We start from the raw sequence: 12,538 nt of genomic DNA on the forward strand, positions 1-12,538 counted from the left end.
CGCTCTGGCGAAGCTCGCCGAGGAAGATCCCACCTTCAAGGCTTACACCGATGAAGAGACCGGCCAGACCATCATCGCCGGTATGGGTGAGCTTCACCTCGAGATCATCGTCGACCGACTCCTCCGTGAGTTCAAGGTCGAGGCGAATATCGGTAAGCCCCAGGTTGCGTACAAGGAGACCATCCGCCGCGAGGCAGACGTCGACCAGAAGTACGCCCGTCAGTCCGGCGGTAAGGGTCAGTACGGTCACGTCAAGATGCGTATCTACCCGAATCCCGGTAAAGGCTACGAGTTCGTTAACTCCGTTGTCGGCGGTGCGATTCCGAAGGAATACATCCCCGCAGTCGATCAGGGTATCCAGGGCGCAATGCTCAGCGGTGTTCTGGCAGGCTACAACGTAGTAGACGTCAAGTGTGAAGTTTATGACGGTTCGTATCACGAGGTCGACTCCTCTGAGATGGCGTTCAAGATCGCCGGTTCCATGGCGTTCAAGGAGGCTATGAAGAAGGCTGATCCCGTCCTGCTCGAGCCGATCATGAAGGTCAGCGTCGTTGTTCCCGAGGAGTACGCAGGTACCGTATTCGGTGACTTCAACGCTCGCCGCGGCGCCGTAAGAGGTCAGGAGATCGATAACGGCGTAGCCCGTATCGTCGCTGACGTACCGCTCTCCAACATGTTCGGTTACGCGACCGACCTGCGTTCCAAGACGCAGGGCCGCGGTAACTACGTCATGGAGCCCTCGCATCACGCAGAGGTTCCGAAGAACGTAGGCGAGGAGATCATGTCCGAGCGCAACGGCAAGAAGTAATTCAAGTTACAGTGTCATTCCGACGGCTGACGGAATCAGCCTTATGAAGACATTCACGCTGAAATTGACACAACAGATAGACGTTTTTGAGAAATAAAGCCACTATTCGTTGTGGAAATTTGCAAAAAGCTATTGCAATTCTTCTTCAGAATTGTTACAATAACTGTAATCGGTAATTTAAAGTTACTAATTAAAGGAGGAAATTTCCCAATGGCAAGACAAAAGTTTGAAAGAAATAAACCGCATGTTAACATCGGTACCATCGGCCACGTTGACCATGGTAAGACCACTCTGACTGCTGCGATCACCAAGGTCCTGAACTTCGGCGGCGCTGCTGACTTCGTTGATTACGCTAACATCGATAAGGCTCCCGAGGAGCGCGAGCGTGGTATCACAATCAACACCGCTCACGTTGAGTACGAGACCGCTAAGCGTCACTATGCTCACGTTGACTGCCCCGGACATGCTGACTACGTTAAGAACATGATCACCGGTGCTGCTCAGATGGACGGCGCTATCCTCGTTGTTTCCGCTGCTGACGGCCCCATGCCCCAGACCCGTGAGCACATCCTGCTCTCCCGTCAGGTTGGCGTTCCCTACATCGTTGTATTCATGAACAAGACCGACCAGGTTGACGATCCCGAGCTGCTCGAGCTCGTCGAGATGGAGATCCGTGACCTGCTGAACGAGTACGAGTTCCCGGGCGACGAGACCCCCATCATCAAGGGTTCCGCTTATCTTGCTCTGACCTCTACCTCTACCGACCCCAACGCTCCCGAGTATCAGTGCATCCACGAGCTGATGGACGCTGTTGACGAGTTCATCCCCACTCCCGAGCGTAAGGCTGACCTGCCCTTCCTGATGCCCGTTGAGGACGTCTTCACCATCACCGGTCGTGGTACTGTTGCTACCGGCCGTGTTGAGAGAGGTCAGATCCGTACTTCCGAGGAAGTTGAGATCGTTGGTCTTACCGACGAGAAGCGCAAGGTTGTTGTTACCGGTCTTGAGATGTTCAGAAAGACTCTGGACTATGCTGAGGCTGGCGATAACGTTGGCGTTCTGCTCCGTGGCGTTCAGAGAAACGAGATCGAGAGAGGTCAGGTTCTGGCTAAGCCCGGCACCATTCATCCCCACACCAAGTTCCGCGGCCAGGTTTACGTTCTGACCAAGGACGAGGGCGGCCGTCATACCCCCTTCTTCAACAACTATCGTCCTCAGTTCTATTTCAGAACCACCGACGTTACCGGTACCATTACTCTGCCTGAGGGCACTGAGATGTGCATGCCCGGCGATAACGTTGAGATGGATGTTGAGCTGATCACTCCTATCGCTATCGAGGTTGGTCTGCGTTTCGCTATCCGTGAGGGTGGCCGTACCGTAGGTTCCGGCGCTGTTATCGCGATCAACGAGTAATTTCTTTCAAAGAAATATTGATTGATTCAAGCTCCCGATTCCGCAAGGTTTCGGGAGTTTTTTTGGTACTCCATACTGTTATGCTCGGCTGGTATCCGATCTTTGAGCGATCACTGCGCCGGGAGGTTGTCTGACCGCTCTTTTACCAAGGTTACGGTCACAGCCTTACGGCTTATATGTCGGCGCTGCGATCGCTGTCGGCTGGTATCCGATCGTTGAGCGATCTCTGCGCCGGGAGGTTGTCTGACCGCTCTTTTACCAAGGTTACGGTCACAGCCTTACGGCTTATATTCTGCGCTGCGATCGCTGTCGGCTGGTATCCGATCTTTGAGCGATCACTGCGCCGGGAGGTTGTCTGACCGTTCTTTTACCAAGGTTACGGTCACAGCCCTACGGTTTATATTCCCGCACTGTGATCGATGAACGATGAACTTTTCAACAAAGTCATGGTATGGTGTAGCAAAAGACTTGCCTTTTATGCCGTTTCATTGTAAAATGGTACTATCAATCTGAGGAGGCGATTTTATGCTGAATAATGAAGATTTTTATGATGAGTATGAGCCTGAGATCATCACCCTCGAGGACGATCTCGGTAATGAGAAGGATTTCGAGTTCCTCGACGTCGTAGAGTATGAGGGCGAGGAGTATATCATTCTGCTCCCGACCGAGGAGGACGAGCAGAGCGAGGTCATGATCCTCAAGATCGAGTCCGTCGACGACGATACCGAGAATTATGTCGGAATCAACGATGAAGAAACCTTGCAGAAGGTCTTCGATATCTTTAAGGAGCGCTATAAGGACGATTTCGATTTTGAGTAATGAGTGAATTACCCAGGAGGAAGCATCCTCGGTTGAAACGATATGATTATAGTTTGAATGCCAGATACTTTATTACGATATGTACGTTTCTGAAGAGAAAGATGCTTTCAAAGATCAAAGTAGGGCGGGGGCTTGCTCCCGCCGAAACCTGTCTGACAAATCACGGTAAAATCGTAGAAATGACGTTATCGGAAATGCCTTCCCGATTTCAATATTTGGAAATCGAGAATTATGTCGTGATGCCAAACCATATACACGTCATTATGACATTAAACGCTCCGGCGGGAGCAAGCCCCCGCCCTACGATCATGGATATTGTCTGCGCGTTTAAGTCCCTGTCTACACGTAGATGTAAGCAAGTGTCGCAAATTGAGAAATTATGGCAGGTTTCATTTCACGATCACATCATTCGTAATGAGCACGACTACCGCTCGATCTACGAATACATCGACAACAATCCCGCTCACTGGGCGGAAGATGTTTATTACTGTGGCGACACCCCGTATTTTTGCGAAACCAACCTACAGAAATGAGGTCTGAGATACTTGGAAAATATACAACAGACGCCTGAGAACACGGTGACCGTCCCCGTACGCGGGAGGATGGTCTCGCCCGATGTGCTGCGCGTATTCGCGGTGTGGGCGGTCATCTCCATCCACTTTCTGCTGTACAACGGCTTCTACGACCAGCCGATCGAGGGCGTGAATATGATCATCATGCTGGTGCTGAGGATGATCGTATCGTCATGCGTACCGCTGTTCATCATCCTGACGGGCTATCTGAGCTTGAATAAGACGCTGACGAAGTCGCATTACGCAAAGGGCATGAAGGTTATATGGCTGTATCTGCTGACGATGATCCCGATCGTGATCTACCGTGTGTCGATCAAGCATAACATGAAGCTCGAGGACGCGATCTGGGGTATCCTCAGGTTCAACGGAACCGCGCCGTATGCGTGGTACATCGAGATGTACATCGGGCTGTACCTGCTGATCCCGTTTATCAATATTCTTTATAAGAATATTCCTTCCAAGAATTGGAAAAAGGTGCTGATCTTCACCTGCTTCGCGCTCAATTCGCTGCCCAAGATCATCAACGTTTATAACTTCACTACCGCCGGGTGGTGGAGCGATACAACCCTATCGACCACCTACCAGCGACTGATCCCCCAGTGGTGGCTGTTCGGTTATCCGCTGACCTACTACCTGATCGGCGCGTATATCCGAGAGTACGGACTGGGACTCGGCAAGCTGACGAAGAAGCTGCTGTTTGTCGTGACGATCGCGCTGACGACGCTCTATATGCTGTGGAGAGCCCCCGAGGGCAAGTTCGCATGGGGCGCATGGATCGACTGGGATTCGCCGCTCGTGATGGTCAGCGGCACACTCTTAGCGTCTATGTTCTTAGAGCATGAGTTCAGGCGGATACCGTCGTGGCTTGCGGCGGTGTTCGGCTACCTGTCGGGGATGAGCCTGCAGATATTCATTCTGACCTATATCTTCGATAACGAGTATTATGTACTGCTCAAGCAGTGGATCCCCAACATGCCCGACAGACTGTGGGCGTATATCCCGATGGTGCTCGCAATCTTCCTCTCGGCGACGGGTATCGCCGTTGTCATCGACCTTGTCTACCGGCTGTTCGGCTTTCTGTACGGCAAGATCAAAGCGCGTTTCAAGCATGCCGAGGTCGTTGAACCTGCGGCTGCGGAAATAAATAATGATAATCCAAATGAAATCCAAGGAGGTTAAAATGGAAAAATTCAAACGTTTATTACCTACGATCCTGATGATCCTCTTCGAGGTCGTCATCGGTATCCTACTGTTGATCGACGGCGAGCGCTTTACCGGCGTGATCTTCGTCATCTTCGGCGTATTGATGCTGGTGCTGGGCCTGATCTCGCTGATTCGTACTCTGCTCGCTGCGCGCGGGGGACAGGTCATCAGCAGCTTTGCGCTGATCATGTCCATCATCCTGATCACGATCGGCGCCTTCTTCACGGCGGCTTCCGGGTCTGTGCTGGGTGTTGTTGGCTTTATCGCAACGATCTACGGCTTGATCCTGGTCATCAGCGGCGTATTTAAGCTCGCGGATTACCTGACGCTGCGCGCTGCAGGTATTGGCTCCGGCTTCGCGATTTTCAGCGTGATCATCAGCATCGTGCTGGGCATCCTGATTGCCTTCAATCCCTTCGGCACGGCGCAGATCTTCTGGACTGTCCTCGGTATCATGCTGATCGCGTCGGCAGTGCTGGATATCATCTCGCTGATCATCTTCGGTAACGCGATGAAGAAAGCAGACTTCACCTACGTGAACGTTGAGTACAAGGATAAGGACGAGAAATAATCACATAACAAGAACAGCGCTGCCATGGATGCAGCGCTGTTTTCATATCCGGGATTAGCACGGGGCTGTTACATTAAAGTGATAAGCCCGCTCTATCGTATGATTATCAGTATTCGACTACTACCAAAGGACTCTGAGCAGCCTTAGCTGCCTCCATTACGGACGGCATCAGCTCGAGGAACCTGTCAACCTCAGCCTCATTGTTATAGATACCGAAGCTGACTCTGACCATTCCCGCGGTATTGATGTCGGAGCAGTTGGCAAAGGACTTAGCCTTCTCGTCGCTGATTCCCATCAGGCGCCATACATACGGATGAGCACAGAACGCGCCGCGCCGCGTTGCCACACCGCCCAGCTCAGAAAGCTTCTGAGAGATAAAATAGGTATTGATATCGCTGAAATTAAAGGTAATGACGCCGACTCTGTCGCTGATATTCTCACTGTCGCCGTAAATGATGACGTTGGGCAGCGTTTTCAGTCCGTCGATGAGCTTGCGGTTAAGTACCTTCTCGTGCGCCTCGATTTTATCCATACCGATGGTCGAGAGAACGTCGATGGCTTTACCTAAGCCCACAACGCCCGGATAGTTGGGAGAGCCTGCCTCATAAGCCGCGGGTGCCGTCTTGTAATTCTGCCAATAGTCGCCGACTACGGTGATCGTACCGCCGCCGTAGAACTGGGGCATATGCTTGTTAAGCGTTTCGGTCAGTCCCACGACCGCGCCGCCGCCATAGGGAGAATACATCTTGTGTGCGGAGAAAGCGAAATAATCGATGTCGTCGTTGGGATCGTTGAGATCGCCCATCATTTCAAACTTTCTGTGAGCGACGATCTGCGCACCGTCCACTACGATCTCGGCGCCGTATTTGTGGGCGAGCTTCGCGACCCTGTGGACGTCGTTGACATAGCCCGTTACATTAGAGGCAGCTGAGATCGAAACGATCTTGACGTCGTTCTCCTTCAGTAGCTTTTCGATATCGTCATAGATGACTCTGCCCTTTTCGTCGACCTCGGCATAGATGACCTTGCACCTCTCGCGCCAGCTTAGGTCATTGGCATGGTGTTCGATACGGGTCGTGAGCACGATATCATCCTTGCTCTCAACAAGAGCAGAGGCGAGCTTGTTCAGTCCGTCGGTAGTGGAGTTGACATAGAAGCAGGTGTAAAGCTCCGGGTCGGCAGTGAAGAAGTCCAGTACCTTGTCGCGCACGCTGTTGTACACATCGGTAGAGTGGTTGGACTTTTGAGAGAAGCCGCGTCCGATCGAGCCGTACATCTCGAGCTCCTCGTTGATCGCGTCGCGAACCGCCATGAGCGCGGGGGTGGTAGCGGCGTTATCGAAATTGATCATAGGCGTCTTTGTACCGTCGGCAAGCTCAACGGGCGTATTGAGGCCGACGACATAATCCCGGATATTGTCGATCGAATAGCCCTCAACCTTTTCGATCGCCTTGCCGGTTACCTGCGTGATGGGAACGCCGTTATACACGGAGTCGTCGGAGAAACGAATGCTGTAGTCGATCTGACAGCTGCCGTTGCCGGTACCTGAGACAATGCCGCTGTTGCTTACGACCGCAACCTTCTCGTCCGAGGATTGATATGTTACCTCGTAATCATTCTCGCTGAATTTGGTGCCGAGTTCTTCGTTATTGACCAAAACCTTTTTGATTGCAGTTTTCATATCAAATTCGGGCTTGCCGAAGTTGGTTTTCAGCACCTGACCGTTTAACTCGCCGCCGCTGTAGAATAAAAAGGCATTATCGGCGACCTCGGACATTTTAGCCTTGACAACAGATACGTTGATCGTGCCGATCTTAGTCGTTTTATCGTCGAGCTCCTGAAAGACTTCAGCTGTGGTGTTGCCCTCGCTGACCGCGTAGATCCTTGTGCGGTTAGCGGCAAGGTCGACAACGCTTGTATCCGCCAACTTAAAGTAGTAGGCAGCGTCAGGATTGATCCCGAGCAGTACGTCGTCTACTCCCTGATACGCGGTCGAACACAGCTTGCTGTCAACCTTATCGCTGATCTTTAAAACCGTATTATAGCATTCCGGATCAATAATTGTATTATACTCTTCTGCTTCTTCTAACTGCGTGCCGATTTTCGGATTGGACGGAAGGTTGACAAGCCATCGTTGAATATAGTTTACGTCGAAGATCGTGATGTCGTTATCCTCGTCAGTATCGGCGATCTTATCATTGAGGACAAACGGGATCGGCATTCCTGACAGCCAGCGCTGAATGAACGCTGCGTCGACGATCATGACTTCACCGTCGCCGTCCACATCGCCCAGCAGAGCGCCGATGCTCTGTTCGTCAGCGGGCGTATCCTCGGCGGCAGCTGCGCCGACTGTGAACAACACCGTCGTCATTGCGGCGATCAGTATGAACGCCAAGACTTGTTTTATGATGTGTTTCATAGTTTATACCTCCTATTTCTTTTATAGAAGCATTATACACCATGCCGTTGAAAATGTCATCACTTATTATAGAGAAATGTATAAACTCTGCGCAAACGCTTATACTAATCCTTAATAAAAACCTTTATCATCTATTGCGCTATATTTCGTATAGCTTTGTTGGGCTCCTTGACAGGCGCCAGCCTGTCTGCGTCTCAAGGCAAACGTGCCTTCCGGTGACATCACGCCGGTAATTCTTCGTAAAGAAGCATTACATAAGCGGTTGTGAGATTATTCAGAAAGAATATGATGTTTGTATCTCTTATCAGTCATATACGGTTTCACCGATCGAGTAGGGCGTCGAAATGCCTACGCAGTAGCGTAGGATGAAGGTCACGTCGATGATGGACATCTCGCCGTCGCCGTCAACATCGGCGGCAGTCTCACTAAAGCTGTCGGGAACTGCGTAATCGTTCAGTGCGCGCTGGATCCACGTCGCGTCGAGAGTATCTACCTCGCCGCTGCCGTCAGCATCGCCGAGGACATAGTCCGAGGGAGTCTCGCTCTGCTCAGTAGTGATAGAGATCGTTACCGCTCCGCTGACCTTGGTGACGCGGTAAGTGTTCGCCATACCCGTATCGGTCGGTCCCTTGATGTTCTTGTAGGTTCCTGCTGTTACAGAAATGCTGTCCAGTGCGTAGCCGTCCTTGAGGACGATGGTGAAGTTGACCTGACCGTCGCCGGTGGAATCGGGCTCGCCGGTTGCACTGCTTCGCGATACGGTAGAACCGGTCGCCGAGACGGATTCGGATGCTCCGGTATAATCCTGCGTCTGATAAACGGTGATCGAGTCAATGCCGCTGTCGCCCGCGAAGGTCACGGTGTAGCCCTTATCGGCGATCGCCTCCTGTTCGACGGAATGATCGCATGTATCGACAGAAACGGTCATGGGGATCGTCTGCGTTTCTGTTGCGCCGCACTTTGAACAGGTGTAGGTCATCACGCCTGCGGAGGTGGCAGTCGCCGCGGTCGTTACCGTGCCGGAGTTCCAGTTGTGGCTCCACGAGCCGCCCTTACATGCCGTCACGCTTGTCGCAGTCGCAAAGGAAGGCGTGTTGCTCGACACGGCAGTCGGGTAGGAAGCCATGATATAATTAACGTTCTTCGGGAGTGAATAACTGAGGATCACACTGCCGCTGCTGCCCATCTTGGTGTTGATGATCTTGCCGGCTGTGTAGCTTGTCGAGCTTGAAGCGTACTTCTGATTAGTGCCGAACCAGCTCGACTTTGCCGAACCGTCCATACCGGCTGTACCGGCGGTGAATACGGTTGCGCCCTGGATCGAAATGGTGCCGTCAGCGTCGATCGCGGAATTGTCGCCGCCCGATCTCATGCTGAACACCGCCTGGGTGCCGCCGTAGAGGTACAAGCCGCCGTTGGAATCAAGACCGTCGCCGTCGCAGTTAACGTACAGATCGCCGCCGTAGATATAGATGTTATAGTTGCCTGTATTGGTAGAAGAACCGCCGCCGGGATTGAAGCCGCCGCCACCGCCGGGACGTCCTCCGGGACCGCCGCCGGGATTGAAGGTGTTGCCGCCGCCCGCGCCGGGATCGGAGCCGTTGGAGCTGCCGCCCGCCGCATTCACGCCGTCGTCGCTCGCGACAACATAGCTGCGGCCGGAATAGATATAGACCGTACCGCCCTCGAGTCCTTCATAGGAACGGTCGATCGTGATATCGGGATCGCGGGTATAGCCGCCCTCGGTACCGATCGTCAGAGAGGTGTCGCCGTGCATACCGTCGTCGCCCGTCTGAATGGTGAAGGTGCCGCCGGTCACGGTCACATTCGCGTCGGAATGAACTGCGTCGTCGCCGGTGTTCAGCGTGAAGGTTCCGCCCGCGATATTCAGGGCGGGCTCGATTCCCGCTTCTTCGGCACGGTCGCCGGACGCCTTCAAGCCCTTACAGCTGTATTCATTCGCGAGGGTATCGTTCCACACGCTGTAGCCCTTCCAGGTGCAAATATCAAAGGTGCCTCCGTTGATATTCAGCGCGGTGTCCGACTGGATACCGTCGCCGTCTACATCAAGGTCAAAGGTGCCGCCGTTGATGGTGACGGTACCCGCCGACTCGGTGTCGATCACCGTTCCGGCGGTTTCATCGGTTGCGTCCGGAGCGCTCTTGATGCCGTCGTTCGCGGCTTTGATGACGTAGGTGCCCTGATTGATGACGATACTGCCGTCACAGCCGATACCGTTGTTGACCGCAGCGCCCGAGGTGGTCGCGCCGTAATACTTCGCGTTGCCGCTGACATTGATCGTACCGCTCCCATTGAAGATCAGCTCGGCTGTCGCGCCGCCCTTGATGCCGTTCTTCGCGTTCGCGACGACATTCAGGTTTCCGTCGCCGCAGAAGGTCACCGAAGAGCCGCTCTTGACCTTGATTGCCGCTCCCTCAAAGGCCTCGGCTACGGTCGTATCGGTGGAGGTCTCGTTCGCGGGATCTTCGTTATCGGTAAGTGTAGAAGTACCCTCGAGGTGGATATTGACTGTCGCGCTTTTCTTGACGACGATCGGCGCTGTCGCAGAGGAACTAAGCGTCAGATTATCGAGGATCAGCGTAACGTTGCTCAGCCCCTTGCTGACGATGATCGTACCGTCATTACAGCTGCCGCCGATACGGTAGGTGCCTGCCGTCGTGATGGTCAGCGCGGTGCCGTCGATGGTGTAGCCGCTGCCGGCAGAAGTCTCGGTGATGCCGCTGTTCGAGAAGGTAAGCGCGGCGCTCTGCTCGACAACAGCAGAGGTCGGAGCCATGTCGACCGATTCCGCCATAGCGGGGATCGTAAGGGTGAATACCAGCATGAGCGCCAGTATCAGGGATAGGAATTTTCGAGTCATAATGAATCTCCTTTCGATCAGATGATTTGTGTTCCGTTTCGGATTCCACTTGCATCATACATAAATCAAAAGGAAGTTTCAATAATTCTCACGAAGCTTTCAGATAACTTTCACACAACCGTCACATTCACACTCCTTACTAATCCTTGATAGGATTAGTGTTACCGCTCGGGCTGATCCCGTAAACAATAAATTGCCGCATAAAAACCAACGCCGCCTTGAATTCAAGACAGCGTTGGTTGCTTCAGTAAACCATCTGCATTTACCCTAACCAAAAAGATTTTCTCGTTGAAAAACAATGGAATTAATGTTATTATGGTTTTACCATAAGATAAACGAATGAGAGGGAAAATCTATGAGCAACGACATGATCAATGCAAATGTTCAAAAAGGAGAAATTTCTCCTGAAAACAACATATCGGCAATTACCGAGGAGTTGCTCGCAGACGTGCGGTCTGTTCCTTCGGAAAACAACTCTCTCAGCATTCCGTTCGCACAGGCTTTTGTCAAACAGACGCTGACCGATTTGCTGAAAAAGTTTAAGTATTACAGATTGTCGCTGTACTCTTATTCTCTGGCGTCACTGATCGAGATCATGCTCAGCAAGAGCTTTAAGGAAGATTACGTCAGAGAGATCAAATCGGAGATAGAAAAACAATCCTTTATTTATCGTGAGATGTATGATAAGTGTTCACTGCGTCTTGAGAAAATGACGACTTCTTCGGTAGAGACCAACGTGATGAAGGGAGTCGGAGCTGCAAGCAAAGCTGTAGGCGGATTGTTCGGGAATATTTCTTTTATGAAGGGATCTGTCGATAAATTCTTTAACGACAGCGGAGACAGTTTGAAAAAAAGCGCAAGTGATATTGAAACGGATACGGTCAAACAATTCGCAGAGGTCAAGTCGCCGAATACGATGGTATTCATTGATAAAATGGGTGATATCATCCGGATTTATAATCATACAGAGGAAATCTGCTTTGATAATGATCGGATCTATTTGATAACCGGATAGAGAGGATGCAACATGACCGAAGTAGCAGCGGCGCTGATATGGGATGGGGAAAGATTCCTGATCTGTCAGCGGCCGGAGCATAAGGCAAGATTAACACTGTTTGTATAGAGGTGCAACATGGGACTGTTCGTAAAGAAATACAAGGTCGATTACTGCGGTCAGAAGATGGCGTATCCAAACGCGAAGGACGAAGCTGCATTGTTCTTCACGCAACACGATGCTCATAGATATGCCTGAGGAAGAATGAGAGATCGGAACATAAAACGACCGATACAAGCCACGGTTAACATCAATCTCGTCAGGGAGGAGAAAACCATGCTGGAAATACTGAAAAACAGGTTCAACGAAAATAGGGATCGCCACCCGAATCTCGAATGGGAGTATGTCGAAAGCCGACTGAGAGATAACGCATCTGCGTTAACGGTTTTGCGGTATATGGAAGAAAGCGGCGGCGAGCCTGATACGATCGGCTTTGATGAAGCCGGAGATAAGCTCATCTTCTGCGACTGTTCCAAGGAATCTCCCACTGATCGCAGAAGTCTGTGCTACGATGATGAGGCTTTGCAAAAGCGAAAGAAGAATCCGCCGACAGGCAGCGCGGTTCAGCTGGCGAAAGAAATGGGCGTCGAGCTTTTGACAGAAGAGCTCTACTACAGATTGCAGCAGATCGGAGAATTTGACTTAAAAACGTCGAGCTGGATCCATGCGCCTGAGTCGATCAGAAAGAAAGGCGGAGCCTTGTTCTGTGAGCGCCGATACGGCAGGGTATTCACCTTTCACAACGGAGCGGATTCTTATTATTCATCCCGCGGATTCAGAGGATATATTTGCGTGTGA

At 51.9% G+C, this 12,538-nt stretch carries 9 protein-coding genes and 1 pseudogene; 8 read left to right on the forward strand and 2 right to left on the reverse strand.

Annotation, left to right across the window (positions count from 1 at the left end):
- The 6 genes and pseudogenes from fusA to R2I50_RS09595 all read left to right on the forward strand — a co-directional run.
- Positions 1-808: pseudogene (gene fusA, locus R2I50_RS09570) on the forward strand (elongation factor G); the annotation flags it as partial.
- Positions 809-1,018: 210 nt separating this feature from the next.
- Positions 1,019-2,221 carry an elongation factor Tu gene (tuf, locus tag R2I50_RS09575; RefSeq protein ID WP_316608919.1) on the forward strand — a complete coding sequence of 401 codons (1,203 nt, stop codon included), beginning with the start codon at positions 1,019-1,021 and terminating at the stop codon, positions 2,219-2,221.
- Between the two features lie 525 nt (positions 2,222-2,746).
- Positions 2,747-3,040: a DUF1292 domain-containing protein gene (locus R2I50_RS09580; RefSeq protein WP_316608920.1), complete on the forward strand. Its 294-nt coding sequence runs from the start codon at positions 2,747-2,749 to the stop codon at positions 3,038-3,040.
- Between the two features lie 32 nt (positions 3,041-3,072).
- Positions 3,073-3,573, forward strand: a complete 501-nt coding sequence (locus R2I50_RS09585) for a transposase (RefSeq protein WP_316608921.1) — start codon at positions 3,073-3,075, stop codon at positions 3,571-3,573.
- 12 nt (positions 3,574-3,585) lie between these two features.
- The gene (locus R2I50_RS09590; RefSeq protein ID WP_316608922.1) at positions 3,586-4,791 is read left to right on the forward strand and encodes an acyltransferase family protein; all 1,206 of its coding nucleotides are present in this window, start codon (positions 3,586-3,588) and stop codon (positions 4,789-4,791) included.
- Position 4,792: 1 nt separating this feature from the next.
- The gene (locus R2I50_RS09595) at positions 4,793-5,386 is read left to right on the forward strand and encodes a DUF308 domain-containing protein (protein ID WP_316608923.1); all 594 of its coding nucleotides are present in this window, start codon (positions 4,793-4,795) and stop codon (positions 5,384-5,386) included.
- Positions 5,387-5,492: 106 nt separating this feature from the next.
- Here the strand turns inward: R2I50_RS09595 and R2I50_RS09600 are convergent, their stop codons facing one another.
- Together R2I50_RS09600 and R2I50_RS09605 are read right to left on the reverse strand one after the other, a co-directional pair.
- Entirely contained in the window at positions 5,493-7,805 is a 2,313-nt protein-coding gene (locus R2I50_RS09600) for an aminotransferase class V-fold PLP-dependent enzyme (RefSeq protein ID WP_316608924.1), read from the reverse strand.
- Positions 7,806-8,109: 304 nt separating this feature from the next.
- Entirely contained in the window at positions 8,110-10,686 is a 2,577-nt protein-coding gene (locus R2I50_RS09605; RefSeq protein ID WP_316608925.1) for a carbohydrate-binding domain-containing protein, read from the reverse strand.
- 355 nt (positions 10,687-11,041) lie between these two features.
- Here R2I50_RS09605 and R2I50_RS09610 point away from each other — a divergent pair, with 355 nt between their 5' ends.
- The gene (locus tag R2I50_RS09610; RefSeq protein WP_316608926.1) at positions 11,042-11,701 is read left to right on the forward strand and encodes a hypothetical protein; all 660 of its coding nucleotides are present in this window, start codon (positions 11,042-11,044) and stop codon (positions 11,699-11,701) included.
- Between the two features lie 315 nt (positions 11,702-12,016).
- A complete protein-coding gene (locus tag R2I50_RS09615) occupies positions 12,017-12,538 on the forward strand; it encodes a DUF4256 domain-containing protein (RefSeq protein WP_316608927.1) in 522 nt (173 codons plus the stop codon).

This window comes from uncultured Ruminococcus sp. (genome assembly GCA_902785355.1).
Lineage (GTDB): Bacteria > Bacillota > Clostridia > Oscillospirales > Acutalibacteraceae > Ruminococcoides.

What these genes read in the sequence shown, in the direction of transcription:
- R2I50_RS09605 (WP_316608925.1), bottom strand. Translation starts at nt 10,686, where the DNA reads ATGACTCGAAAATTCCTATCCCTGATACTGGCGCTCATGCTGGTATTC.
- R2I50_RS09600 (WP_316608924.1), bottom strand. Translation starts at nt 7,805, where the DNA reads ATGAAACACATCATAAAACAAGTCTTGGCGTTCATACTGATCGCCGCA.
- tuf (WP_316608919.1), top strand. Translation starts at nt 1,019, where the DNA reads ATGGCAAGACAAAAGTTTGAAAGAAATAAACCGCATGTTAACATCGGT.
- R2I50_RS09595 (WP_316608923.1), top strand. Translation starts at nt 4,793, where the DNA reads ATGGAAAAATTCAAACGTTTATTACCTACGATCCTGATGATCCTCTTC.
- R2I50_RS09615 (WP_316608927.1), top strand. Translation starts at nt 12,017, where the DNA reads ATGCTGGAAATACTGAAAAACAGGTTCAACGAAAATAGGGATCGCCAC.
- R2I50_RS09580 (WP_316608920.1), top strand. Translation starts at nt 2,747, where the DNA reads ATGCTGAATAATGAAGATTTTTATGATGAGTATGAGCCTGAGATCATC.
- R2I50_RS09610 (WP_316608926.1), top strand. Translation starts at nt 11,042, where the DNA reads ATGAGCAACGACATGATCAATGCAAATGTTCAAAAAGGAGAAATTTCT.